This window comes from Streptomyces sp. NPDC029292 (assembly GCF_055569295.1).
Genome location: NZ_JBVHXR010000021.1, coordinates 136739 through 160201 on the forward strand (window position 1 = coordinate 136739; position 23463 = coordinate 160201).

The window sequence follows — 23463 nt, forward strand, 5'->3', positions numbered from 1 at the left end:
GGGGGGGGAGGAAGAAGAGAAACAAACGGGGGGAGAGGGGGATCCATGCGGGGGGGGGTGGTGGGGGGGGTGGGGGGGCGGGCGCACCCCCCCCCCCCCCCCCCCCCCCCCCCCGGGGCGCGTCGCTCGTCACCTCCGGGTGCGCCTTGGGGGTGCGGATCACCGGCGTCCTCTGGCCCGGACACCTTGGATGTGCTGCATCCCGCGGTCACACTGGACGGCGTCCTCGCCGGGAGGAGCGCAGGGTGGAGACAGAGCGAGCGCTGACCGAGGCCATGGCGATTCAAGGGGCACTCGGCGCGGCCGTCGTGGACTATCTCAGCCGGGTGACTCTGGGCGTACGCGGCGGCGTGAGCGGTTTCGACCTGCAGAAGGCGGGAGAGGTCGACACCGATGTCGTACGGGCCAAACTGCACGCCCTGTCCGTCCTCGGTTACCCGGTCGACAGCCTGGAGGACATCCTGGTGACCCTGACGGACGAGTACCACCTCATCCGCCCGGTCGCCCAGCGCAAGCTCCAAGGGATCTACCTCTACCTGATACTGGACCGTCGTCGCGCACAACTCGCCCAGGCGCAGGCCCGGTTGCGTGAGATCGAGTCCCAACTGGAGCTCTGAACAGGCTGGTCGAGCCTCACGTCGCGGGCCGTTGGCGAATGCGGGCGGCCAGCACCGCCACATCGTCCTCCGCATGACGCGCGTCGAGCTTGACGAGGACCTCGTCGAGCAGCTCGTCGACATTCGCCCCGCGCGGCACCCACAGTCCGGCCAGCCGGGCCAGTGAGGCGTCGATGTCCTCCTCGCGCCGCTCCACCAGACCGTCGGTGAACATCACCAGGGTGTCGTCGGGAGCGAGCGCGCGGGTGGCCTGTTCGTAGCCGCCCACCCCGGTGCCCAGCGGTGGACCGACCGGCAGATGCAGCAGCTCCCCGGTGCCGTCCTCGGCGAACACGACCGGTGGCAGGTGTCCGGCGCTGGCGAGCGAGGCCATGCCGCGCGCCGGGTCCACCTGGACGAGCAGACAGGTGGCCGGACGCCGGATGCCGTCCTCGGCGACCGCGGCGTCCAGGCGACGCAGCACGCGGTGCGGCGGCAGGTCCGTGGAGGCGACATAGCGCAGCATCGAGCGGTACGCGTTCATGTCCACCGCCGCGTCAAGACCGTGCCCCATGACGTCGCCCACCACCAGCAGCGTGCGCCCGAAGTGCAGCCGTACGGTCTCGAACCAGTCCCCGCCCACCAGGGTGCTGCCACCGGCCGGCAGATAGCGGGTGGCCAGGTCGAGGTTCGGATGCGGCCGGCCCGGCTCGGCCAGCAGTGCCCGCTGAAGGTCGAGGACCGCACTGCGCACCGCGTTGTGCTGCCGTGAATGTCCGAGGTGGACGGCGGCGAGACGGGCCGCGTAGTGCGTGCCGGAGGCATCCGCGTCGGTGAACACCGGCCCCTGCCGGACGGCCAGCAGCACCCCGTACAGGCGGCCGTGCGCGAGCAGCGGCACCGTCATGACCTGCCGCGCCATCCGGCCGGACAGGTCCATCGAGGCGGTGATCGGATGTCCCTCGTCCAGCGCCTGGACGGACAGGGGACGCGCGCCCTGCGGGGGCCACGGGGCCAGCAGCTCGGGGTGGCCCGCCTCGGCGACGCGCGAGAGGTCCGGCTCGGGTGAGTGCCGGCTGGCCGCGACGTCCGCGGGCAGCAGATCCACCGCCGCGGCGTCGCAGAAATGACGGCAGACGAATTCGGCGAGCTCGGTACACGTGGTCCGCTCGTCCAGAGTGGTGCCGATGGACTCGACGGCCTCCTCCACGGCATCGAACGGCGCCCCCGCACCCGCAGTGTCGCCACCGCCTCGGCCCGTCATGCCACCTCCACCGCAACACACGCCTGGGTCCATCCACGCACGTGGGCGGCGGGCCCGCACCCCAAGCCGTCAGTGGCGCGGCGGAAGATCGTTCACCAGCACGGCCGCCCCGTCGAAGCGGCTCGCCTTGAGGTCCTGGAGAGCCTCCTGCGCCCGCGACAGCGGGTAGGCGTGGGTCGTGGCGCGTACGCCGTACCGGGCCGCGAGCGCCAGGAAGTCCCGGCCGTCCTCGCGCGTGTTGGAGGTGACGCTGCGCAGCTCCTTCTCGTAGAACAGCTCGCGCTCGTAGCGCAGCGGCGGGGTGTCGCTCAGGTGGATCCCCGCCACCGACAGGATCCCGCCCCGGTCGAGCGCCCGCAGGGCGACCGGGACGAGGTCGCCGACCGGCGCGAACAGGATCGCGCTGTCCAGCGGCTCGGGTGGCTCCTCGTACGCCCCGCCGGCGGACGCGGCTCCGAGGTCGAGCGCCAGCCGCCGCGCGGCCGGGTCCCGCGTCAGTACGTGCACGGTGGCGCCCTGCGCGAGAGCCAGCTGCGCGCACAGGTGGGCGCTGCCGCCGAAGCCGTACAGCCCGAGCCGCCCGCCCGCGGGCAGCGAAGCCCGCAGCAGCGCGCGATAGCCGATGATCCCCGCGCACAGCAGGGGTGCCAGGGCGACGTCGTCCACGTCACCGGGCAGCCGGTAGGCGAAGGCGGCCGGAACGGTCGTGTACTCCGCGTATCCGCCGTCGGCGTCCCAGCCGGTGTACTCGGAACCCGGGCAGAGATTCTCGGCCCCGCGCACGCAGTACCGGCAGCTGCCGTCCGTACGGCGCAGCCAGGCCACGCCCACCCGGTCGCCGAGGGCGTGACCGCTCACGTACTCGCCCATCCCCGCGACCACGCCGACGACTTCGTGGCCGGGCGTCACACCAGGCCGGTGCACGGGCAGGTCGCCTTCGCTGACGTGCAGGTCGGTACGGCAGACCCCGCAGGCGCGGACGTGCACGAGAAGCTCGTCCGGTCCCGGCGTCGGGACCGGCTTCTCGACGAAGCGCAGCGGCTCCCGCTCGATCGGCCCAGGCCGGGCCACTTCCCACGCGTGCATCATCCCGTGTCCCCGTCTCGTCGATGGACGCCCGTGCCCGCTCTCCAGTGTCGTGCAGGCCGTCCCGCTCGGCGCGCGGCCCGGCGGAAGGCTGGCTAGCGTGAAACGCGGAACCGTCCACCGAACCCGAGAAGGTCGACGTCATGGCCGTACAACCTGAGGGAACGCCCTGTTGGGCGGACGCGATGTTCAGCGATGTCGAGGGGGCCAAGAGTTTCTATGCTGACGTGCTCGGCTGGACGTTCGGCGAGTCGTCCTCCGCGTACGGCAACTACACGCAGGCCTTTTCGGACGGCAAGGCGGTGGCCGCCGTCGTGCCGCCGATGACCGGGCAGGAGGGGCAGTCCGCCTGGTGTCTGTACTTCGCCTCCCCCGACGCCGCCGCGACCGCCGCGAAGATCAAGGACAACGGCGGTGAGGTGCTGATGGAGCCGATGCAGGTCGGCGAGTTCGGCACGATGGCGCTGGCCCGCGACCCCAGCGGCGCCGTCTTCGGCGTCTGGCAGGCGGGCACCCACGAGGGCTTCGAGGCGACGGGCGTGCCCGGCGCGTACGGCTGGGCCGAGGTCTTCACCCGCGAGCCCGAGAAGTCCGACGCGTTCTTCCCGGCCGTCTTCCCCTTCAGCGCCCAGCAGATGGCGGACGAGGGCGTGGACTACCGGATCTTCAGCCTCGGCGAGAACCCGGTTCTGGGCCGGATGAAGATGACGGACGACTTCCCGCCCGAGGTACCGCCGTACGTCAACCTCTACTTCACCGTCGAGGACTGCGACGCGGCCGTGTCGAAGGCGACCGACCGCGGCGGCGTGCTGCGCTTCGGGCCCATGGACAGCCCGTTCGGCAGGTTCGCGGCGCTGAGCGACCCGCAGGGCGCGTCGTTCTCCGTCATCGACACCAAGACCACCCAGGGGGAGATGCCTCAGATGGCAGACGTGTGACGCATTCCCCCGCGAGGGCAACCGCGCGTGTGCGGTATCTCGTCCCTTCTTGTGGCCGCGCTTGTGGCCGCTGCACCTTCGGGCGGCCGAGCCCCCACAAGGATGGCGAGCGAAAGAGACCGCATGCTGCGCATTCACTTCACCTCGCACGATCTGCAGAACATCCGCGTGGCCCGGCAGCCCGATCCGCTGTGGGAACTGATGTGCAGCGTCTGCCGGTTGGAAACGGGCGAAGGACCGCTCGACTTCGGTCACTGGCGCAGCTCGGCCCGTGACCGGCTCTCCAGGGACTCGGTCGCGGGACGGGCGCTGCGCCCGTTGCGCACACTGATCCCCGCGTCCGGCTACATTCCGGACTTCCTCACGCCGCCGGTCACCGGCGGGGGCCTGTCGGCCGGCCTCGACCAGCTGCGGCGCACACCCCGCACGCAGCTGGTCCGCGAGCTGACGCGGCTGGCCGAGTCCCGCCCGGTGCCGAACTGGGCCGCCTCGCTGGGCAGACCCGGCGGCGACGGACTCAAGTCCCTGGCCAACGCCCTGGGGATCTACTTCCGAGCCCTGCTGGAACCGTACTGGCCGCACATCCGCACAGCGGTCGGCAACGATGTCGACCTGCGCTCCCGGGCTCTCCTCGACGGCGGCACCCAGGCGCTGTTCGACGGACTGCGGCCCCTGGCGCGCTGGAAGGCCCCCGTACTCGAAGTGGACTACCCCGTAGAGCGCGATCTGCACCTGGAGGGGCGCGGCCTGCTCCTGGTCCCCTCGTTCTTCTGCTGGCGCCGGCCGACCGCGCTCGCGGACCCCGGTCTCGATCCCGTGCTGGTGTACCCGGTGGAGAAGGCGCCCCTCGCGGTCCTCGCGACCGGCACGGACGACGGGCTCGAGCGCCTGCTGGGCCGTACCCGGACCGCCGTACTGACCGAAGTGGCGGGGCATGGTGCCCACACCACCTCCGAGGTGGCCCAGGCCGTGGGGATCGCGCTGCCCAGTGTCAGCTACCAGATCGGCGTCCTGCGCGACGGCGGACTCGTGGCCAGCCACCGTGACGGAAAGTACGTCCTGCACATGGCGACCCCGCTGGGCCTGCGGCTGCTGGGCGCGGACAGCCTCTCCGGGGCTGGGTGACCCCCGCCACGGGCCGGACCCCGGCCGGGTCCGTGGCATGATCGGGGTCATGTCTGAACGCGTTGTGGCCGCCTGTGACGGGGCCTCGAAGGGAAACCCGGGACCCGCCGGATGGGCCTGGGTCGTCGCCGACGGGGACGAGACCCCCACCCGCTGGGAGGCCGGACCGCTGGGCACGGCGACCAACAATGTTGCCGAACTCACCGCGCTGGAGCGCCTGTTGACGGCGATCGCGCCGGACGTGCCGCTGGAGATCCGGATGGATTCCCAGTACGCGATGAAGGCCGTCACGACCTGGCTGCCCGGCTGGAAGCGCAAGGGCTGGAAGACGGCCGCCGGAAAGCCCGTCGCCAACCAGGAACTGGTCGCCCGCATCGACGAACTCCTCGACGGCCGCACCGTGGAGTTCCGCTACGTCCCCGCACACCAGGTCGACGGCGACCGCCTCAATGATTTCGCCGACCGCGCCGCGAGCCAGGCGGCCGTCGTCCAGGAGCCCGCGGGCAGCGACCTCGGCTCCCCGGAGCCGCCACCGTCCCCGGACACCCCGGCCTCCTCCGGCGTCACCCGCCGCGGCACCTCCGCCAAGACGCCCCGACAGGGTGCCTCGGCCCGCACGATCAAGGCCAAGTTCCCCGGCCGCTGCCTCTGCGGCCGCTCCTATGCCGCGGGCGAGCCCATCGCCAAGAACGGCCAGGGCTGGGGGCACCCCGAGTGCCGTGCGGCCGAGACGAGCAACGCCTGAGTCCGGCGCCGGCGCACCGTGTGCGACGGGCCGCCGGGTGCGGAGCTCCTGGCGATCAGGCGGTGTCGAACGTGTAGTACGCGGTGTGGTCCAGCAGGTCGGCCGGTCGCACGTCGTTCCACGGCTTCATCGTCTCGTCGAGGTCGACGACGTCCGGGGTCCCGGCCACCGGCAGATAGCCGGAGCCGGGGTGGCGGCGCTGCCAGTCGGCCCACAGCTTGTCTATGTAGGCGTGATGGAGCCAGAAGACCGGGTCGTTGGGGGAGACGCCGGTGGCCATCTGGCCGCCCACCCACACGTGCACCCGGTTGTGGAGGTTGACACCCCGCCAGCCCTCGAGGTGATTGCGGAAACCGTCCGAGGAACTGTTCCAGGGCGCCGTGTCGTACGTCGCCATGGCGAGCACGGAGTCCACCTCCGCGCCGGTCGGCAGCTCCCGGGCGCCGCCGCCGAGCGATCTGCGCAGGTACGTACGGCTGTCGACGCGCACGTTGATCGGCCAGTTGCCCGACGCGGCGGCGAAGGGGCCGTCCATCACCCGGCCGTCCAGGCTGCGCCCGGTGCCGCCGAGGAAGTCGGGCGCCCACAGGGACGAGCGCGTCGAGCGGTCGGTGCTCCAGTCCCAGTACGGCAGGGCGACGGAGGAGTCGACGGACTGGAGAGCTCGCTCGAACTCGAGGAGGAATCTGCGATGCCAGGGCAGGAACGACGGTGACCGGTGACCCGTCCGCTCGCCGTTGTCCGTGTCACCGAGGATGAAGGCGTTGTGCGTCGTGACGAAGGCGTCGTACCGGCCACTGCGCTTGAGCTGCACCAGCGCGTCGACGAAACGCCGCTTCTCGTCGGCGGTCAGGCTCGCCTGGTTCTTGCGTACGGTCATGTGCGGGACTCCACGATCTGCTTGCGGGGCGGGTCAGTTGGCGTTGAACGGGACGAGCGGGGCGCCTTGCAGCTCCACGACCGCGGCGCGGGCGGCGGCGCGCGGGGTGGGTACGGGGTCGTAGTGGCTGACGACGCTGATCCAGCTGCCGTCGGCGTTCTGCATCACGTGCAGCTCCACGCCGTCGACGAACACGGCGTATCCGGCGCCGTGGTGGTGACCGCTCCCGCTCACGGGGCGCCCCTCTATGCGGCGGCCCCGGTAGACCTCGTCGAAGGCTTCGGGCCCGCCGTGGTGGTGGTCGGCGGCGGCCACCGGGGGCGCGGCGACGGCCTGGGAACCGGCCGCGGCGGCCAGCGCGGCCGCGGCTCCGAGGGCACGGCGACGGGTGAGTTCCGGCATGCGGATACCTCCTGTGAACTGCTTTGTTGATGACCCGTCATGCCTATCTGTTTGTCGGAGAGCAGGAAAAATCGCCGCATGTCGGTTGGCTGCGATCCGGACAATTAAGCAAATGTCGTGCAGGATTGAACGAAGATGATCTTGCTGTCGGAAGTGTCCGAGCCCCGCCGGAAGGTGGAATTCCTCCCGCGGATCGATCTACTGCTGGTGATCTTCCGGGCGTGACTCGTCACGAGTGGCGCGGCTCACGCCCGCAATCTGGCGTGAACGTCAAGGGTGGGCACTGGCTGCCATCGGGCTCGGCGCGACCGAGGTCTTCGACTCCTTCACCTTCTCCTTCGTGCAGACGGACCACGGCGGAGAAGTGGACCGCGCATTGGGTGAATGGCGATTCACCGGTATGGTGAATCACTATTCACCTACTTTTTCGCGTCGACTTCTGGAGCTCCCATGGCGGCCCTGCGTGACCGACTGGCGGTCCCTGTCCTGGCATTCGGCGGGATCCTCATGGCCGTCATGCAGACCGTGGTGGTGCCGCTGCTGCCGGATCTGCCGCGGCTGACGGGCTCCTCGGCGAGCGCGGTCTCCTGGATGGTGACGGCGACGCTGCTGTCGGGAGCGGTGCTGACCCCCGTGCTGGGGCGCGCGGGAGACATGTACGGCAAGCGGCGCGTGCTGCTGATGGCCCTCGGGATGATGACGGTGGGCTCGCTCCTGTGTGCCCTCACGTCCGACATCCGCGTGCTCATCGCGGCGCGCGCCCTGCAGGGCGCGGCGGCCGCCGTCGTACCGCTGTCGATCAGCATCCTGCGCGACGAACTCCCTCCGGAGCGCACGGGTTCCGCCGTGGCGCTGATGAGCTCCACCGTGGGTATCGGCGCCGCCCTGGGCCTCCCGCTCGCCGCGCTGATCGTCCAGTACGCCAACTGGCACGTCATGTTCTGGGCGACGACCGCGCTCGGCGCCGCCGGGCTGACGCTGGCCTGGTGGGCGGTGCGCGAGTCGCCGGTGCGGGAACCGGGCCGCTTCGACACGCTGGGCGCGCTGGGCCTGGCGGCGGGCCTGGTCTGCCTTCTGCTGGGGGTGTCGCAGGGCGGCCAGTGGGGCTGGGGCAGCCCTCGGATCGTGGGCCTGTTCGTGGCCTGCGTCCTGGTCCTCGGCCTGTGGTGGGTGCAGCAGCTGCGCGCCGAACGGCCGCTGGTCGACCTGAAGTTGGCCGCCCGTCCCCGGGTCGCGCTGCCGCACCTCGCCGCGCTCCTGACGGGATTCGCCTTCTACGGCAACTCCCTGGTGACGGCGCAGCTGGTCCAGGCGCCCAAGGCGACCGGCTACGGCCTCGGGCTGTCCATCGTGGCGACCGGCCTGTGTCTGCTGCCCGGCGGGGTGACCATGCTGCTGCTCTCCCCCGTCTCGGCACGCATCTCGGCGGCCCGCGGCCCGCGGGTGACGCTGGCCCTCGGGACGGCGATCATCGCCCTCGGCTATGTCGTACGCATCATGGACAGCCGCGACCTGTGGATGATCATTCTGGGCGCCACGGTCTGCGCGATCGGAACGACCTTCGCCTACTCCGCCCTGCCCACCCTGATCCTGCGCGCGGTGCCCGCCGGGCAGACCGCGTCCGCCAACGGCGTCAACGTCCTGATGCGCACCATCGGGCAGGCCGTGTGCAGCGCCGCCGTCGCCGCCGTACTCGTCCACCACACGACCCTCGTCGGCGGCGCACCCATCCCCACGTTGCACGGCTATCTGCTGGCCTTCGCCACGGCGGGTACGGTCGCACTGGTGGCCTGCGCCGCCGCCCTCTCCATACCCGCCGACCCCACCTCTCGTGGCACCCGACGCGCCCGCGGCCGTACCGGAGCGCCCCGCGACGAGGCCCTCGAAGGAGCATGAGCACCGTGACCACCCCGCACCCCGGTCTCACGGCATCCGCCGCCGCGCCGCGCCGCGACGCCGAGGCGACGAAGGCGGCCATCCTGCGCGCGGCCCGTCATCTGCTGGCCCGGCACGCGCACGCGGACATCACGCTCAAGGCGGTCGCCGACCGGGCGGGGGTGAGCGCCCCGCTGATCCTGAAGTACTTCGGCAACAAGGACGCGCTGTTCGCACGGGTCATGTCCTTCGAGTCCGACACCGACGCCCTGCTCGACGCGCCGCTGGAGGAGCTGGGCCGCCACATGGTCCGCCATCTCCTCGTCGGCCAGACCGAGCGCGGCGCCGATCCCATCCTGCGGATCGTCTTCGCCCCGCTCCAGGGCGAGCAGGGCGACATACTGCGCGCCAACTTCCGCACCCAGGTCAGCGACCGCCTCGCCCAGCGCCTCACCGGCCCCGACGCGGGCCTGCGGGCCGAACTCGCCGTCAGCACCCTGCTCGGCCTCGGCGTGATGTACGGCATCGCCCGCGGCACGAGTCTGCGCGCCACCTCGATCGACGACATCGTCGAGCGGTACGCCCCGATGGTGCAGGCCCACCTCACGCCGTGAGCGCAGGGGGTGCGGCCGACGGCCCCCGAACGCCGGTCCAGCACACCTATGATCCGTGATCACGAAGACCTTCACGTACACGAACGCCGCTGAAACCGTAGGGGAGTTGACCGCACGTGAAGGCCAGAATCCTCGGGCTTCAGCCCGAGGGGCTCGGCCCGGACACGACCGCCCGCATGGGTGCCGGACAGGAGCGGTTCGTCGCGCTCGCGGAGGGCTCGTGCGTCTACCCGGGCGTCCAGAACCTGCTGCTCGCCGCGCGGTCTGGGCCTCGCGGCCAACCTCACCATCTGGCACCTGTTCCTCGAAGAGGAGTGGAAGTGGGAACCGGGCATCCCCGAGGGCATGCGGACTTTCGCCGTGGTCCCGGTGGGCTGGCCGGTCGGGCGGTTCGGCCCGGTACGGCGGCGGCCGGTCGCCGACGTCGCGCACTGGGACCGCTGGTAGCGCCTACCGCCCGGGGTGGCGGACTCAGTTCACCCCGTCGGGGCGGAACTGGATGCTGATCCGAGGTCCCGCCGCCCGCGCCGTCTTCGGGATGGCGTGCTCCCAGGTGCGCTGGCAGGAGCCGCCCATCACGATCAGGTCGCCGTGTCCGAGGGGGCGCCGCACGGAGTCCCCGCCATGGCGCGGGCGCAGCAGCAGATCGCGCGGGGTGCCCACGGAGAGGATCGCGACCATGGTGTCCTCGCGCGCGCCCCGCCCGATCCGGTCCCCGTGCCAGGCCACGCTGTCCCGGCCGTCCCGGTAGTAGCAGAGCCCGGCCGTGGTGAACGGTTCGCCGAGTTCGGCGGCGTAATGCGCGGACAGCGCGTCCCGCGCCTCGTCGAGGACTGGGTGCGGCAGCGGTTCGCCCGCACGGTAGTAGGCGAGCAGCCGCGGTACGTCCACCACGTGCTCGTACATCTGTCGCCGCTCGGCCCGCCACGGCACCTCGTCGGCGAGCCGGGCGAAGAGGGCGTCGGCCCCACCGAGCCACCCGGGCAGCAGGTCGATCCACGCCCCGTCGCCCAGCACGGTCCGGCGCATCCCGGTCAGCGGACCGAGGTGGACCTCGTCGGTCTGGTCGAAGAGCGAGCCCTGGAGGTGCGTGGCCATGGGGCCAGCGTACCTCGGTAATCGAATGTATGTTCCATGACGCGTTGGTCGCCACCAGGGGGTGTGATGCGCAGCGATGGATGACCACTGGCAGCGCTACTTGGCCACGCAGGCCTTGTTCAGGCGATCATGAGGGGCGTCGGGTTGGGGCGGTCGGCACCCCGCGGGGTGGGCTCTGGACATGAACAACATCGAGATCGACGAGGACCTGGTGCGATCCCTCCTGCATGAACAGCATCCGGACCTTGCGGGCTCGACGTCTGCGCCCACGTGGACGAGGCGACGATCCGGCGCGCACGAGGATGGGCCGTCCTGTGCAGCATCTCCCTCATCGGCATCGGCCAAGCCTGGGAACAGGGCCTCCCCGGCGGCCAGCCGACTTGGGGACCCGCAGGTCGGGCGGCATGCGATCGTGTTCTGGCGTCCAGCCGGGGTTTGTCCGACCGGTGACGCGAAGTCGAGACCGTGGTGGCCGGATATCTCTGAGCACAGTGGCCAACAGCCCTTGAGCGTCCGCCCGAGGAGCGGCTCGCCGTGTTGCCTGCCTGGCTCCTCAAGGGCCTGCCCGGCTAGTCGACGTTCCCGAAGACGCGGACGTCGGGGTCGAACGCCTGGACCGCCCTCTTGAGGCGGGCGGGATCCATCCGGCACAGAAGGCCCATGGGACGGGTCGAGACCGTGGTGCCCCGGAAGGTCTCCACGAACTCGGCGTCCACGGAAGTGTCCAGGTAGGTGTCGATCGCGCGCACCGCGGGGGAGGTGGCAGGCTCCCACGGTGGGGCGGTCCCTTTCCTGTGCCGGACATCGAGGTGCGAGAGCTTGATCCTGCCGGCCCCCTTCGGCTCCTTGTGGAAGCTGACGGACACGATCTCGGGCCAGGGCACGAACTCCGCCCTGCGTACGAAGAGCAGGCCGCCCAGCGTGATGCCTTTCGGGCCGATGAGGACGGCGGTTCGGCGGAAGGACGCCTGTAAGAGGATCGCCGCGAGGAAGGGAGCGCCGACCAGCTCGATGTGGTCGTCGCCCGGAGGCGTGACACCGGGAAGGAAGCCGACCCCGATGAACAGCGCCAACATCAGCGCCAGCCACGCCCCGGGAGTAGTCCACCCGTAGCGGATCTCGTATGCCGTGCCGAGCTCTTCCACGGGCGGGATGATCCCGTATCCCTGCGGTCCGTTCAAGGATTCGAATCAGTGCCTAGCCGGACGCGAGGTCGGCAAGGACTTCACGGATCACGTGCTCGGCATTGGCCGCGATCACGGGGTTCGTCGTGCGGTAGTAGGGGAGTTGGGTCAGGGCCATGGACAGGGCCCAGCCGCGGCCGCGGGTCCACATGGCGTCGTCGGCGCCCACTGCGTCCCGGAAGGCGGGCCTCGCCTCGGCGGGGAGGAGGTTCCAGGCGACGATCAGGTCGCAGGCGGGGTCTCCGGTGCCGACGGTGCCGAAGTCGAGGACGGCGCTGAGACGGCCCTGGCGGGTGAGGAGGTTCATGGGCATCAGATCGGAGTGGAGCCACACGGGCGGGCCTGCCCATGCGGGCGCCGCCAGGGCTGCCTCCCAGGCCGCCGTGGCGGCCACCGTGTCGATCGTGCCGCGCAGTTCCTCGATCGCGGAGCGCGTCTCGGTGTCCGCGGTCGCCAGGGGCACGCCCCGGTAGGCGGTCGGCCCGCCGGGCAGGCCGACCTGCCGCATGGCTGCCACGAACGCGGCGAGGTCGGCGGCGAGCGCCCCCGCGTCGGGGAGGCAGCCGGGGACGGGAAGTTCACCATCGAGCCAGCGGAGCACGCTCCAGGGCCACGGGTAACCCTCCCCGGCCACACCGGCGTCGAGGATCTCCGGAATGGCGTATGGCAGCAGGGGAGCGAGCCGCGGCAGCCACTCCCGCTCCTTGTCCACGTCGTCGGCGCCCTCCGGGATGCGGGGAAGGCGTACGGCCATGTCGTCGCCGAGCCGGTAGAGGGCGTTGACGGTCCCGGACGAGGTGACGCGCTTGAGCGGCAGGTCCGCCCACCGGGGGAACTGCGCGGCCAGCAGCCTCCGTACGAGCGATTCGTCGAGCCGTATCTCGTGGGCGTGCATCGACCCTTCGGTCATCCGTGCCTGCTTCCGGTCGGGAGATCAACTCCTTCAATCCTGAGGCCGGTTGGGGCCTTCTCACAATGCCAGGCAACCTTCCGCGCACCGCCGTCGTCTTGATCGGCAACGGGTGAGCAGCGCGTCGACCGTGGAGAAGCAGGGATTCCCAGGTGGAAATCCAGCTCGCTATACGCTCTGCGTATACACGCTATGTATACGTCGAGTGCATAGAGGAGTGGTCGCGCGCCGTCGCCCCAGCGACAGACAGCACCACGGGTCGGCGGTCCGACGCGGCCGACCGGTGGCAGACGGAAAGGCATTCATGTACGGCAAGGCCTTCGCCCCGGAGTACCAGGGCGCTTTGACCACCCTGTCCGTGAACTCCTCGCTGACCGAGGTCCTCGCGGCCGGCACCGAGCAACTGCGCGCCGCCGAGCGGGCGGGGGCGCGGGCCGAGGCGGCCCGGTCGGGCCTCGCGGTCGCCGAGGCGCACCGCCGCCTGGGACAGGTGGCGGACGCCGACCGGGCGTGGAAGGCGAGCTACCGCACCGCCCGCGAGGCCGGGGACGCGGGAGCGATGGCGTGGGCGCTGTGGAGCGGTGGCACGCTGGCCCGGCAGCGCGGCGCGTTCCCGCTGGCCTGGCGGCTGCTGCGGCTCGCCGCCGAACTCGGTGAGCACGCGGGGGATGTCGTGGTGCGCGGCTACTCCCTGGCGGGGATGGCGGAGACCGGCCGCATCCAGGGCGACTACGCGGCCGTGACCGCCTTGCACGAGCAACTCCTGGCCGAGGCCCGCAAGCGCGGCGAGGCCCGCCACACCGTGTGGGCCCTGGAGGGCATCGCGCAGATACACCGCAACACCGGCGCCTACGACACTGCGTACGCCATGTTCGAGGAGGCGGCCGAGATCGCCGCCCGCGCCGAGGACAAGCGCGGCCACGCCTGGGCGCTGCGCGGTCTCGCGGACATAGTCTCCGTGCGCGACCGGGACGCGGACCGCGCCCTGGAGCTGCTCGGCGAGGCGGAGGTGTCCTGCCGTGCGATGAACCTGTCCGGCGCGCTCGCCTACAACCACAAGATGCGCGGCAACGTCCTCTACCGGGCCGGGCGTTACGAGGAGGCCCGGGACGTCTACACGCAGGCGCTGGCGGAGTTCGAGGAGATGAGCGAGCCGCGCGGGCGGGCCCTGTCGCGGCTGGGGCTCGTCAAGTCGCTGGCACGCCTGGGCCGCGGACGCGCCGAGACCGCCGCAGACCTTGATCAACTGGCCCGCGTACTGGAGGACATCGGGCTGCGGCACGCCCGGCAGATGGTCGAACGGGCGCGGAAGGAACTCGGCCTCGTGCCGTCCGCCGCGGCCCCGGCCGAGGGTGCGGAGGCCGCTCGATGAAGCTGCTGTCCGCATCCCCGGAAGCCCCCGCCGCCCCTCGGATCCTGCACCGCTGCCGCGAACTGGTCGCCCCCGCGCTGACGGAGGCGATCGCAGGGCTGCACCCCTGGGTGGCCGAGATGGCCGGATACGCGCTGGGCCGCTGCGAGGTGGGCGGCGCCCCCGCGACCCACAGCCAGGGCAAGGGCGTACGGCAGACGCTGGCCGTGCTGGGAGCGGAGGCGGCCGGAGGTCCGGCCGAGGCGGGGGTGCCGGGGGCCGTCGCGGTGGAGCTGGTGCACACCTTCTCGCTGTTGCACGACGACATCATGGACGGCGACGCGCTGCGCCGGGGTCGCCCCGCGGTGTGGACGGCGTACGGCACCGGCCCGGCCGTTCTCGCGGGCGACGCGCTGTTCGCCCTGGCCGTGGAGACGCTCACCGCGGCACCCGCAACTCCCCACGCGGGAGAGGCCGTACGACTGCTGACGACGGCCCTGGGCGACCTGGTCCGCGGCCAGGCGGACGACCTGCTGTTCGCCCACCGCCCCTGGACCGGTCCCGAGGCGGTGGGCGTGGGGGAGTACGAGACGATGGCCGAGCAGAAGACGGGTGCTCTGCTCGGCTGCGCGCTGGCCCTGGGAGCCCAACTGGCGGGGGCGCCACGGGAGACGGTCACCGCTCTGGACCGCGCCGGGCGTCATCTCGGGGTGGCCTTCCAGATCGCCGACGACCTTCTCGGCATCTGGGGCGATCCGGTTGTCACCGGCAAACCGGTCCACAGCGACCTGCGTCAGGGCAAGAAGACCCTCCCGGTCCTCGCCGCCCTGAACGCGCCCGGCCACGCCGCGCTCGCCGAACTCCTCGCCTCGCCGGTCGCCCTCGACGACACCGCCGTACGCGGGGCGGCCATCCTCGTCGAACAGGCGGGAGGCCGCACCGCGGCACTGCGCGAGGCCCGCCGTCATCTCGGCGCCGCGCACCTGCTCCTGGCGGACGCGTCCCTGGCCGCCCGCCCCGCCGGCGAGCTGCGTGCTCTGCTGTCCTCCCTGGCCCACCGGGCGATCTGACGCCTCCTCGCCTCCGGCCCCGTCCGCTGCGGGGGCCGGAGGTGCTGCGACGTCGGTCACATGCACGTGTCATCGTGCCCCACCAGGCAACCACCTGATTCCGCCGCACATCTGTCCGGGCGACGCACAGTTGGTCACGCCTTGATCACCGAGAAGTGAACATTCGTAAAGAGATCACCCGGAAAACCGTAAAAGGGATTTTCCTTCTTTACATGTACATGGTGAATCAGTGAAGGTTGCGCCTCGGGGCCCGACAGCCCCCACGGCGCCCAACAGCGCTGTGTCTCATGGCGGTTGGCGATCCCGGCCGCCCCTGTTCGAAGGAACTCAGTGCGTAGACCCCACATACGCCGCGTGGCGATCGCCGTCGCGGTGACGACGGCCGTCACGCTCCCGTCGGGCCCCGCCTTCGCGGCCGCGTCCGACTCGCCCGCCCGCGCCGCGACTTCGGCCTCCTCGCCGGTGGACGCCGCCCGGGCCGCAGCCTTCGCCCACGCGTCGGCCACCGGTGTCACCCAGGGCGACACCCTGCGGGCCAAGGACGTCATGACGGACCCGGACGGCAAGCAGCACGTCCGCTTCGTCCGCACCCACGAGGGGCTCCCGGTCCTCGGTGGCGACCTGGTCGTCCACCTCAGCAAGCGGTCCGCCTACCTCGGCGTGACCCGGGCCGCCGACCACGTGGTCAAGCCGGCCACGACCGAGGCGAAGCTGACGCCCGAGCAGGCGGAGCAGAAGGCCGCCGCGGCCGCCCAGGGCGACGCGGGCAGCGCCGAACTCGTCGTGGACGCCCGCGACGGTGCGGCCACCCTCGCCTACCAGGTGCGGGTGACGGACAGCGACTCCACGGAGGCCGGCGGCTCCCGCACGGTCGTCGTGGACGCCCGGACCGGCAAGATACGCAGCAACACCCCCGACAGCGACGAGTTCATCTCGCCGTCCCTGGCGGAGACGCTGCGCAAGCGGGGCGAGCAGGCGACCCCCGCGACGGGCGTGGCTGCCCAGCAGTCCGGCCTCGTCGGCGCGACGGGAGCCACCCACTACCCGGTCAAGGCCACCGGGAGCGGCGCGTCCCTCTTCGCCGGCAAGGTGGGCCTGACCACCACCCAGACCGCGCGCACCAGCTTCCTCCTCAAGGACCCCACCCGGTGGAACACCGAGACCCGGGACGCCAAGGGGCAGGAACTGGAAGCCTTCTCGCGCGGCAAGAAGTTCACCGACGGCGACAACAAGTGGGGCACCGGCACCACCGCCAGCCGGACCACCGCCGCGGTCGACGCCCAGTACGGCATCACCAAGACCCTGGACTTCTACAAGAAGACCTTCGGCCGCAAGGGCATCAAGAACAACAGCGCCGGTGCCCGCGCGATGGTCCACTTCGGCAACAAGGTCGGCAACGCCTTCTGGGACTCGGTGTGCGGCTGCATGCTGTACGGCGACGGTGACGGCGACCTGTTCAAGAAGCCGCTGGTCGTCCTGGACGTCACCGGTCACGAGCTGACCCACGGCGTCGTCGACGCCACCGCCGCCCTCGAACCCACTCGTGTCGACGCCGACGGCAACCAGTACGGCGAGCCGGGCTCCCTCAACGAGTCGCTCGCCGACATCTTCGGCTCGAACGTCGAGTTCTCCGCCAACAACCCGAAGAACCCGCCGAACTACCTCATGGGCGAGAAGCTGGGCCTGGCGCAGAAGTTCCTGCGTCGCCTCGACCACCCCTCCCTCGACAAGCTCGAGGGCACGATCGACTACTGGTCGCCCGAGGTCTACGACACCGAGGTCCACGCGGGCTCCGGCGTCTCCTCGCACGCCTACTACCTGCTCGCCGAGGGCAGCGGCCAGAAGACGATCGGCGGCGTGAAGTACGACTCGCCGACGTACGACGGTTCACAGGTGACCGGCATCGGACGGGCCAAGGCCACGGCGATCTTCTACCGGGCGCTCACCCGCTACATGGTCTCCACGACCGACTTCCACGACGCGCGGAACGCCACCCTCAAGGCCGCCGCCGACATGTACGGGGCGAGCAGCACCGAGTACATGACGGTGGACAAGGCGTGGGCCGCCGTCAACGTCACCACCGCCAACACCCCCTCCGCCGGACACTGACGGACGTGGGTAAAAAGGGTGCCCCGCCATCCGGCGGGGCACCCTTTTCCGGTCCGGTCTCAGTGCTGCTGCGCCTTCTGCGGCGTCACCTCGCTGGGACGTACGACGACGTAGCCCTCGCCCTCCAGCTTCAACTGCACGGCCTCACCGGAGCCGCCTCGGATCATCGAGCCGATCGACTGCGAGCGGTGCAGCGAGGTGTGCAGGTGGGCGGTCCAGCCCACCACCGCGTCGGTGTCGACGTACACCGGCTGCTGCTGCGAGACGGGGATGACCAGCGGGTTGCCCTCGCAGATCAGCCCCAGGCTGCCGTGACCGGTGAAGACGCTGTTGAAGAGGCCGCCGCCGGTGATGCCCGCGCCCTTCACGGTCTTTATCTCGTACGACAGCGTGGCGTCGAAACACAGGACGTTGCGCCCGTTGACGGTGAACACGTCGCCCGGCTCGATGCCGACGATGAAGCAGTTCTGCGCCTCGTGCGCGAACCAGGCCTCGCCCTGTCCGCGCACGGTCATCAGCGGCAGTCCCTCACCGGTGACCGCCCGCTTGAGCATGCCGCCCACGCCCTGGCCCTTGCGCTCGAACTGCAGATTCCCCCGGTAGGCGATCATCGCCCCCTGCCGCGCGAGCATGTCGCCGTTGACGGCGTACTTGATCGACTTGGCGTTCTGGATGGTCATGCCCGGCGCGACGGCGGGCTGCACCATGTGGTCACTGGAAAAAAGATCACCCTTCATGCGGGCATCTTGTCCCGGAGGATTTCATTCCGCCAGGAGCGCGGAGATCCGGACCCACGGAAGAGGCGGGCCGGGTCAACCGGACCGGCCCGCACGGGAGTTGTCAGGCGGCGTCGGTCGTCTTGGCCTGGCCGTAGAGACGGTGGACGACCTCGGTGAGCTGGCCGGCGACCTCGGCGTCGTCGACGGGGTGGGTCTCGGCGAAGCGGACCACGGAGCCGGGGATGGAGAGCTTGACGTCCTCCAGGACGGTGCCGCCCGCGATACCCACGGCCTTGCGGGCCTCGTCCTGCGACCACAGGCCGCCGAACTGGCCGTACGCCGTGCCGACCACGGCGACCGGCTTGCCGCCGAAGGCGCCGGAACCGAACGGGCGGGACAGCCAGTCGATGGCGTTCTTGAGCACGGCCGTCACCGTGCCGTTGTACTCCGGCGAGAAGAGCAGGAAGGCGTCGGCCTGGCCGGCGGCCGCACGCAGACGGGCAGCGGCGGCGGGCACGCTGCCCTCGACGTCGATGTCCTCGTTGTAGAAGGGGATCTCGGCCAGGCCCTCGAACAGCTCGACCTCGGCGCCCTCGGGGGCGAGCTTGACGGCCGCCTCGGCGAGCTGGCGGTTGTGGGAGCCGGCGCGCAGGCTGCCGACCAGAGCGAGGATACGTACAGACATGAGAACTCCCGAAGCTGAAACATTGCGGCAACAAACCGGACCGAGGTCCGCTTAAATGTCTACCACCGAAGCGGACCGGAGTCCAGTTGTCCTGGTCTGCCGTTACGCTGGCTTCATGTCCACCCCACTGCCGCCCTTCCCGAAGGGGCAGGAACCATCCGGTGAGCCCGTCCTGCTGGAGCTCACGTCCAGGGGCGCCGCGCCGCAGCTGCGGGCCGACGCGGCGCGCAACCGCGCGCGTCTGCTGGAGGCCGCCGCCCGCCTGGTCGAGGAGCAGGGGGTGGCCAATGTGACGATGGAGGCCGTCGCCGCGGCGGCATCGGTGGGCAAGGGGACCGTCTTCCGGCGGTTCGGGGACCGCACCGGCCTGCTCATGGCACTGCTCGACCACACCGAGCAGCGGTTCCAGGCCGCCTTCTTCAGCGGTCCGCCCCCGATGGGTCCCGGCGCCTCGCCGGTGGAGCGGCTGCACGCCTTCGGCTGCGGCGCCCTGCGCCAGAACTCCGAGCAGCTCGACCTGTACCTCGCGGCCGAACCGGACGCCGACCGCCGCTTCAACTCCGCCCCGTACCGCGTCCGCTTCACGCACGTCACCATGCTGCTCCGCGAGGCCGTCCCCGCCGCGGACTGCGAACTCATCGCCCAGACCCTGATGGGATACCTGGAACCCGCCCTCATCCACCACCTGACCCGACAGCGCGGTATGTCCCTGGAGCGCCTGGAGTCCGGCTGGCACGACCTCGTGGACCGATGTACGTGCCCGCTGTCCGCCTAGCGCCCCCTCACAGGGAAGGCGGACAATGCGGGTATGGGGCTTCGCCTTGATGATGTGAGCGGATCTGCCCGGCTGGCCGGCCCGGAGGAGGGCATCAGCCAGGAGGAACTGGCCCTCGCCGCCCGGAATCACGGGCTGCCGCTGGAGGCCCTGCGCTACGACCTCACCCCGCCGGGCCTGCACTATGTGCTGACCCACTACGACATCCCGTACGCGGAGGACGGCTCGTGGACGCTCGCGCTCGGCGGCAGGGTGCGGCAGCCACTGCGGCTCGGGGTCGATGACCTGAGGACGTATTCCGCCAGTACACAGCGCGTGACGCTGGAGTGCGCGGGTAACGGGCGGGCCCTGCTGACACCCCGGCCGGTGAGTCAGCCGTGGCTGGTCGAGGCAGTCGGTACGGCTGAGTGGACCGGCGTGCCGCTGCGGGTGCTGCTCGCCGAGGCCGGCGTCGAACCCGGGGCGGTGGACGTGGTGTTCACCGGCGCCGACCACGGGGTCGAGCGGGGCGTCGAGCAGGACTACCAGCGTGCCCTGCCGCTGGACGTGGCCACCGGCGGCGAGCCGGAGGTTCTCGTGGCGTACGCGATGAACGGCGCCCCGCTGCCGCCGCAGCACGGACACCCGCTGCGGCTGGTGGTGCCCGGCTGGTACGGCATGGCGCATGTGAAGTGGCTGCGCGACATCACGGTGACCGACACGCGGTTCACGGGCTTCCAGCAGGCCGTGGCCTACCGACTCCGGCAGGACGCCGGAGACGAAGGCGAACCGGTCACCCTGATCGCCCCGCGCGCCCTGCTGATCCCGCCCGGCTTCCCGGACTTCATGTCCAGGACGCGGGTGGTCCGGCCCGGTGCCGTACGGCTGGAGGGACGGGCCTGGTCGGGGCGCGCACCGGTGACCGGGGTCGAGGTGAGCACGGACGGGGGACGTTCCTGGGGCGCGGCCGACCTCGGCCCGGGAAGCGACCACCGCTGGGCCTGGCGTCCTTGGACTCAGACCTGGACGGCCGCGCCCGGCAGTCATGTGCTCAGCGCGCGGGCCACCGATGCCGAGGGTCACACCCAGCCCCTGGACCAGCCGTGGAACCGGGGCGGCTTCGCGAACAACCTCGTCCAGCGGGTCCCCGTACTCTGCCTCGACCCCGACGACGTCAGCTGAACGGATCCAGGGTGACGTAGGCCTGCTGGGGATTGCCGTCGTGCACGAGCGACTCGTAGTTCCCGACGTCGTCGAACGCGAACGCGTAGGCCTTGCCGTCGGCCATCTGTGCGTGGATCTTGCGGGCGTAGTGGTTGGTCACCACGTCCTGGTAGAAGTTCGCCGAACCGGTGTCCGGCTGGTTGGGGTTGACCAGGAGCGTGGAGCGGTTGAAGCCCGCGCACAGGGTGCGTGAAATCGGGCCGCGCACCAGGTCGTTGGGGGCGTCGAGCCGCTTGTAGCAGCCGAAGATGCTGTCGGAGTCGGGCTTCTGGAAGCTGGTGACGACCGCTCCGGCGCTGTTGGTGAAGTTCATGACGTCACCGGAGACCCGGCCGAAGTACTTCGTGTTCGGCTGGTCGGCGAACGGGGTCACCGTCAGCGTCGACGAACTGTACTTCTGCCACACGCGGTTGACGTAGTCGTCCATGACGGTGCCGGGCAGCGCGCCCGCCTCGATGCCGTGGCCGGGCGCGAGGGCCCGCAGGACGGTGCCGTCGGACCGGGTCTGGATCAGATTGGCCCAGCCGCCCGGCTGGCCCCGCAGGGCGTTGAAGAACCCGGTGTACCCACCCGGCTTGAGGTGGCCGGTGTTCTTCGTCGTCCCGTCGGCGAGCTGGACTCCGACGGCGTACGGGGCCGAGAACATGTCGACCTGTGTGCTGTTGATCCACAGTCCGGCGTCGTTGAGTGTGTACTCGGACCAGTTGAAGAGGATGTTGCGGTTGGGGTCGCTCGGATTCTGCACGGCAGGCTGTACGAGACCGCCGGTCGTCAGCCGGAAGTCGAGCTTCTGCCCGTAGGAGAAGTAGATCCGTCCGGAGAACTTGGGGATCCGGATGGTCTTCGACTGCCCGTTGGCCGGTCCCGCGATCGACGCGTCCGGTGCGGGCGTCGGCGGATTGCCGCCCGCGGGCCAGGCGTGGAACGTGCCGTTCGCGTCGGCCCAGCCCTGCTGGCCCGTCGACAGCAGTGTTCCGAGGTCGTAGACGTAGACCGGGTCGCTGCGGCCGGAGTTGTTCGTGAACGTCAGCGGGATGGTCGCCGGGACGGCGGCCTCGGCCCGGGACGGGGACCCGAACGTCAACAGCGCAGCGGTGAGGGTGGCCGCGGCCGCTGCTAAGGCCCGCCATCTGAGTTGTCTGGGCACTCTCTTCCTCCTTGATGGGGATTCCAATCAGGTGGATTCCTGTGGACGGGAGCTGTGCGGTGTCTCCTTGAGAGCGCTCTCAAGCACGCTCTCAAGCGTTGCGCTGGGCGGCGTACATGTCAACGATGTGCGCACGGTTGGTCTGGTCCAATTTCGGCCGCCCTCGGGCCCCGTGCGATCCGATGATCAGTACCGTCCGTTGATCAATGCCGTCCGGTGGTCAATGCCGTGCGTTGGTCAATGCCGTCCGGTGATCCGTACGCCCGAGGAAGGAACCACCACCCGTGGACCTGCAGGCCGCCCTGGCCTTCCATCGCCTCGTCGCCATCGTGCGCGGCCGCGATGCCGAAGCCTCGTTGCGCACCGTGCTGACCCTGGCCGAAGAGGGCGTCGAGCTCATCGAGGTGTCGCTCACCGGCAAGGACGCGCTCACCGTCATCGAGCGGGCGAGGAAGGTGCTCGGACCCGGCAGACCTCTGGGGGCCGGGACGGTGTTGAGCGCCGACGACGCCCGTGCCGCGCACCGGGCGGGAGCGGACTTCGCGGTCACGCCCGGTCTGGGCGACGGCGTGGGGGCCGCGTGGGACCTCGGCATGCCCGTACTCGCCGGAGTGATGACCCCGACCGAAATCCTCGCCGCGCGGGCCCTCGGCGCCGAAGCCTTCAAGATCTTCCCGGCTGCCCAGGCCGGTGGGCCCACGTATGTCACAGCGCTGCGCGGCCCGTTCCCGCACGAGACGTTCGTGCCGGTCGGTGGCGTCGACGAAGCCGCCGCCCGGGCCCATCTGGCCGCCGGGGCAACGGCCGTAGGCGTCGGCTCGCCCCTCATGGGCGACCCTATCTCCGTGCCGTGACCAACATCGGCATCTCCCTCGGTGCCTTACTGGCGGGCTGGGCCGTTCAAACGGGCACCCACACCGCCTACCAGCTGCTCGTCATCGGCGTCGCGATCTCCTCCGCCGCCTCCGCGGCCGTCCTGGTCCACCTGCCGCCGGTCAGGTCCGCCGCTACCGCCGGCGGCCCTCGCTGGGTCGCCCTGCGGGACCGGCCCTACCTGCTGCTCACCACCCTCGACGGCATCATGGCCATACAGTTCAAGGTGCTCACCGTGGCCATTCCGCTCTGGCTGATCGGGGCCACCACCGCTCCGCGCTGGCTGATTTCGGGCACCATGCTCGTCAACACCGTCATCGTCATCGCGTTTCAGGTACGAGCCAGCCGCACCATCGATTCCCCCGCGGCCGGCGCGGGTGCCTACCGTCGGTCGGGCGTGGCCTTCCTCGTCTCCTGCTCGCTGATCTCGCTGTCGGCGGGGATACCGGCGTGGGCTGCCGCGGCGCTGCTCATGACGGGGGTGGTGATCCATACGGTCGGCGAACTGTGGCATTCCGCCGCGGGCTTCGAGGTGTCCTTCGCCCTCGCCCCGCAGCACGCCACCGGCCAGTACCTGGGCGTGTTCGGCCTGGGTGCCGGCCTGGCCGAAGCCGTCGGGCCCAGCCTGCTCATCTCGCTCTGCATCACCTGGGGCCGCCCCGGGTGGTACGTCGTCGGGGCACTGTTCACCCTGACGGGCCTGGCGGCACCGCTTGCCGTCCGCTGGGCACAGCGTCATCAACACGCTGGGCCAACACGCGTTGGAGTCGCGGAAAGGGTGCCGACCACCTGAACTCCTGTGAGGAAGCAGTCC

General features: G+C 70.9%; 23 protein-coding genes and 1 pseudogene. 14 read left to right on the plus strand and 10 right to left on the minus strand.

The window, feature by feature from the left end; all coding sequences use genetic code 11:
• Positions 1 to 275: 275 nt before the first annotated feature.
• Entirely contained in the window at positions 276 to 617 is a 342-nt protein-coding gene (locus tag ACZ4WS_RS36940; protein ID WP_467987369.1) for a hypothetical protein, read from the plus strand.
• A 16-nt stretch (positions 618 to 633) separates the two neighbouring features.
• Here the strand turns inward: ACZ4WS_RS36940 and ACZ4WS_RS36945 are convergent, their stop codons facing one another.
• Both ACZ4WS_RS36945 and ACZ4WS_RS36950 read right to left on the minus strand, forming a co-directional pair.
• On the minus strand, positions 634 to 1860 hold the full coding sequence (locus tag ACZ4WS_RS36945) for a PP2C family protein-serine/threonine phosphatase (RefSeq protein ID WP_467987285.1): 1227 nt from the start codon (positions 1858 to 1860) through the stop codon (positions 634 to 636).
• Positions 1861 to 1929: 69 nt separating this feature from the next.
• A complete protein-coding gene (locus ACZ4WS_RS36950; protein WP_467987371.1) occupies positions 1930 to 2946 on the minus strand; it encodes a zinc-binding alcohol dehydrogenase family protein in 1017 nt (338 codons plus the stop codon).
• Positions 2947 to 3089: 143 nt separating this feature from the next.
• On the opposite strand from ACZ4WS_RS36950, the gene ACZ4WS_RS36955 reads away from it, so the two are divergent.
• From ACZ4WS_RS36955 to ACZ4WS_RS36965, 3 genes are all read left to right on the plus strand, one after another.
• Entirely contained in the window at positions 3090 to 3884 is a 795-nt protein-coding gene (locus tag ACZ4WS_RS36955; protein WP_467987287.1) for a VOC family protein, read from the plus strand.
• Positions 3885 to 4007: 123 nt separating this feature from the next.
• Positions 4008 to 5009, plus strand: coding sequence for an ArsR/SmtB family transcription factor (locus ACZ4WS_RS36960; protein WP_467987288.1), 1002 nt, complete (start codon positions 4008 to 4010; stop codon positions 5007 to 5009).
• A 37-nt stretch (positions 5010 to 5046) separates the two neighbouring features.
• Positions 5047 to 5754, plus strand: coding sequence for a ribonuclease H family protein (locus ACZ4WS_RS36965; protein WP_467987289.1), 708 nt, complete (start codon positions 5047 to 5049; stop codon positions 5752 to 5754).
• 55 nt (positions 5755 to 5809) lie between these two features.
• On the opposite strand, the gene melC2 is transcribed toward ACZ4WS_RS36965, so the two are convergent.
• Together melC2 and melC1 are read right to left on the minus strand one after the other, a co-directional pair.
• On the minus strand, positions 5810 to 6634 hold the full coding sequence (gene melC2, locus ACZ4WS_RS36970; RefSeq protein WP_467987290.1) for a tyrosinase MelC2: 825 nt from the start codon (positions 6632 to 6634) through the stop codon (positions 5810 to 5812).
• 33 nt (positions 6635 to 6667) lie between these two features.
• On the minus strand, positions 6668 to 7036 hold the full coding sequence (gene melC1, locus ACZ4WS_RS36975; protein ID WP_467987291.1) for an apotyrosinase chaperone MelC1: 369 nt from the start codon (positions 7034 to 7036) through the stop codon (positions 6668 to 6670).
• Between the two features lie 450 nt (positions 7037 to 7486).
• Here melC1 and ACZ4WS_RS36980 point away from each other — a divergent pair, with 450 nt between their 5' ends.
• The 3 genes and pseudogenes from ACZ4WS_RS36980 to ACZ4WS_RS36990 all read left to right on the plus strand — a co-directional run.
• A complete protein-coding gene (locus ACZ4WS_RS36980; protein WP_467987293.1) occupies positions 7487 to 8932 on the plus strand; it encodes an MFS transporter in 1446 nt (481 codons plus the stop codon).
• A complete protein-coding gene (locus ACZ4WS_RS36985; RefSeq protein ID WP_467987294.1) occupies positions 8929 to 9525 on the plus strand; it encodes a TetR/AcrR family transcriptional regulator in 597 nt (198 codons plus the stop codon). Before ACZ4WS_RS36980 ends, ACZ4WS_RS36985 begins: the two co-directional genes overlap by 4 nt.
• A gap of 149 nt (positions 9526 to 9674) precedes the next feature.
• Positions 9675 to 9972, plus strand: a pseudogene (locus ACZ4WS_RS36990) (nitroreductase family protein); the annotation flags it as partial.
• A gap of 24 nt (positions 9973 to 9996) precedes the next feature.
• Here the strand turns inward: ACZ4WS_RS36990 and ACZ4WS_RS36995 are convergent.
• The 3 genes from ACZ4WS_RS36995 to ACZ4WS_RS37005 all read right to left on the minus strand — a co-directional run bounded on the left by ACZ4WS_RS36995 (position 9997) and on the right by ACZ4WS_RS37005 (position 12717).
• Complete coding sequence (locus tag ACZ4WS_RS36995; protein ID WP_467987295.1) at positions 9997 to 10623, minus strand: alpha-ketoglutarate-dependent dioxygenase AlkB; 627 nt, start codon at positions 10621 to 10623, stop codon at positions 9997 to 9999.
• Between the two features lie 569 nt (positions 10624 to 11192).
• Positions 11193 to 11804 carry a hypothetical protein gene (locus ACZ4WS_RS37000; RefSeq protein ID WP_467987296.1) on the minus strand — a complete coding sequence of 204 codons (612 nt, stop codon included), beginning with the start codon at positions 11802 to 11804 and terminating at the stop codon, positions 11193 to 11195.
• Between the two features lie 16 nt (positions 11805 to 11820).
• Entirely contained in the window at positions 11821 to 12717 is an 897-nt protein-coding gene (locus ACZ4WS_RS37005; protein ID WP_467987297.1) for an aminoglycoside phosphotransferase family protein, read from the minus strand.
• Between the two features lie 304 nt (positions 12718 to 13021).
• Here ACZ4WS_RS37005 and ACZ4WS_RS37010 point away from each other — a divergent pair, with 304 nt between their 5' ends.
• The 3 genes from ACZ4WS_RS37010 to ACZ4WS_RS37020 all read left to right on the plus strand — a co-directional run bounded on the left by ACZ4WS_RS37010 (position 13022) and on the right by ACZ4WS_RS37020 (position 17247).
• Positions 13022 to 14089: a tetratricopeptide repeat protein gene (locus ACZ4WS_RS37010; protein ID WP_467987298.1), complete on the plus strand. Its 1068-nt coding sequence runs from the start codon at positions 13022 to 13024 to the stop codon at positions 14087 to 14089.
• The gene (locus ACZ4WS_RS37015) at positions 14086 to 15138 is read left to right on the plus strand and encodes a polyprenyl synthetase family protein (RefSeq protein WP_467987300.1); all 1053 of its coding nucleotides are present in this window, start codon (positions 14086 to 14088) and stop codon (positions 15136 to 15138) included. Before ACZ4WS_RS37010 ends, ACZ4WS_RS37015 begins: the two co-directional genes overlap by 4 nt.
• A 330-nt stretch (positions 15139 to 15468) precedes the next feature.
• Positions 15469 to 17247, plus strand: coding sequence for a M4 family metallopeptidase (locus ACZ4WS_RS37020; protein ID WP_467987302.1), 1779 nt, complete (start codon positions 15469 to 15471; stop codon positions 17245 to 17247).
• 59 nt (positions 17248 to 17306) lie between these two features.
• On the opposite strand, the gene ACZ4WS_RS37025 is transcribed toward ACZ4WS_RS37020, so the two are convergent.
• Together ACZ4WS_RS37025 and ACZ4WS_RS37030 are read right to left on the minus strand one after the other, a co-directional pair.
• Entirely contained in the window at positions 17307 to 17984 is a 678-nt protein-coding gene (locus ACZ4WS_RS37025) for an AIM24 family protein (protein ID WP_467987303.1), read from the minus strand.
• Positions 17985 to 18087: 103 nt separating this feature from the next.
• Complete coding sequence (locus tag ACZ4WS_RS37030; RefSeq protein ID WP_467987305.1) at positions 18088 to 18651, minus strand: NAD(P)H-dependent oxidoreductase; 564 nt, start codon at positions 18649 to 18651, stop codon at positions 18088 to 18090.
• Positions 18652 to 18766: 115 nt separating this feature from the next.
• Here ACZ4WS_RS37030 and ACZ4WS_RS37035 point away from each other — a divergent pair, with 115 nt between their 5' ends.
• Positions 18767 to 19426: a TetR/AcrR family transcriptional regulator gene (locus ACZ4WS_RS37035; RefSeq protein ID WP_467987306.1), complete on the plus strand. Its 660-nt coding sequence runs from the start codon at positions 18767 to 18769 to the stop codon at positions 19424 to 19426.
• A gap of 33 nt (positions 19427 to 19459) precedes the next feature.
• Entirely contained in the window at positions 19460 to 20587 is a 1128-nt protein-coding gene (locus tag ACZ4WS_RS37040) for a sulfite oxidase (RefSeq protein ID WP_467987308.1), read from the plus strand.
• On the opposite strand, the gene ACZ4WS_RS37045 is transcribed toward ACZ4WS_RS37040, so the two are convergent.
• On the minus strand, positions 20580 to 21713 hold the full coding sequence (locus ACZ4WS_RS37045; protein WP_467987309.1) for a glycoside hydrolase family 64 protein: 1134 nt from the start codon (positions 21711 to 21713) through the stop codon (positions 20580 to 20582). The genes ACZ4WS_RS37040 and ACZ4WS_RS37045 overlap by 8 nt on opposite strands.
• 347 nt (positions 21714 to 22060) lie before the next feature.
• Between ACZ4WS_RS37045 and ACZ4WS_RS37050 the strand changes: the two genes are divergently transcribed.
• The gene (locus tag ACZ4WS_RS37050; RefSeq protein ID WP_467987310.1) at positions 22061 to 22630 is read left to right on the plus strand and encodes a bifunctional 4-hydroxy-2-oxoglutarate aldolase/2-dehydro-3-deoxy-phosphogluconate aldolase; all 570 of its coding nucleotides are present in this window, start codon (positions 22061 to 22063) and stop codon (positions 22628 to 22630) included.
• On the plus strand, positions 22627 to 23442 hold the full coding sequence (locus ACZ4WS_RS37055; protein WP_467987312.1) for an MFS transporter: 816 nt from the start codon (positions 22627 to 22629) through the stop codon (positions 23440 to 23442). The genes ACZ4WS_RS37050 and ACZ4WS_RS37055 overlap by 4 nt, the downstream gene beginning before the upstream one ends.
• Positions 23443 to 23463: the final 21 nt, after the last annotated feature.

Bases quoted from the DNA above. Each gene is read 5' to 3' on its own strand.
- ACZ4WS_RS36940 (WP_467987369.1), top strand. From the start codon at position 276: ATGGCGATTCAAGGGGCACTCGGCGCGGCCGTCGTGGACTATCTCAGC.
- ACZ4WS_RS36945 (WP_467987285.1), bottom strand. From the start codon at position 1,860: ATGACGGGCCGAGGCGGTGGCGACACTGCGGGTGCGGGGGCGCCGTTC.
- ACZ4WS_RS36950 (WP_467987371.1), bottom strand. From the start codon at position 2,946: ATGCACGCGTGGGAAGTGGCCCGGCCTGGGCCGATCGAGCGGGAGCCG.
- ACZ4WS_RS36955 (WP_467987287.1), top strand. From the start codon at position 3,090: ATGGCCGTACAACCTGAGGGAACGCCCTGTTGGGCGGACGCGATGTTC.
- ACZ4WS_RS36960 (WP_467987288.1), top strand. From the start codon at position 4,008: ATGCTGCGCATTCACTTCACCTCGCACGATCTGCAGAACATCCGCGTG.
- ACZ4WS_RS36965 (WP_467987289.1), top strand. From the start codon at position 5,047: ATGATCGGGGTCATGTCTGAACGCGTTGTGGCCGCCTGTGACGGGGCC.
- melC2 (WP_467987290.1), bottom strand. From the start codon at position 6,634: ATGACCGTACGCAAGAACCAGGCGAGCCTGACCGCCGACGAGAAGCGG.
- melC1 (WP_467987291.1), bottom strand. From the start codon at position 7,036: ATGCCGGAACTCACCCGTCGCCGTGCCCTCGGAGCCGCGGCCGCGCTG.
- ACZ4WS_RS36980 (WP_467987293.1), top strand. From the start codon at position 7,487: ATGGCGGCCCTGCGTGACCGACTGGCGGTCCCTGTCCTGGCATTCGGC.
- ACZ4WS_RS36985 (WP_467987294.1), top strand. From the start codon at position 8,929: ATGAGCACCGTGACCACCCCGCACCCCGGTCTCACGGCATCCGCCGCC.
- ACZ4WS_RS36995 (WP_467987295.1), bottom strand. From the start codon at position 10,623: ATGGCCACGCACCTCCAGGGCTCGCTCTTCGACCAGACCGACGAGGTC.
- ACZ4WS_RS37005 (WP_467987297.1), bottom strand. From the start codon at position 12,717: ATGACCGAAGGGTCGATGCACGCCCACGAGATACGGCTCGACGAATCG.
- ACZ4WS_RS37010 (WP_467987298.1), top strand. From the start codon at position 13,022: ATGTACGGCAAGGCCTTCGCCCCGGAGTACCAGGGCGCTTTGACCACC.
- ACZ4WS_RS37015 (WP_467987300.1), top strand. From the start codon at position 14,086: ATGAAGCTGCTGTCCGCATCCCCGGAAGCCCCCGCCGCCCCTCGGATC.
- ACZ4WS_RS37025 (WP_467987303.1), bottom strand. From the start codon at position 17,984: ATGAAGGGTGATCTTTTTTCCAGTGACCACATGGTGCAGCCCGCCGTC.
- ACZ4WS_RS37030 (WP_467987305.1), bottom strand. From the start codon at position 18,651: ATGTCTGTACGTATCCTCGCTCTGGTCGGCAGCCTGCGCGCCGGCTCC.
- ACZ4WS_RS37035 (WP_467987306.1), top strand. From the start codon at position 18,767: ATGTCCACCCCACTGCCGCCCTTCCCGAAGGGGCAGGAACCATCCGGT.
- ACZ4WS_RS37040 (WP_467987308.1), top strand. From the start codon at position 19,460: ATGGGGCTTCGCCTTGATGATGTGAGCGGATCTGCCCGGCTGGCCGGC.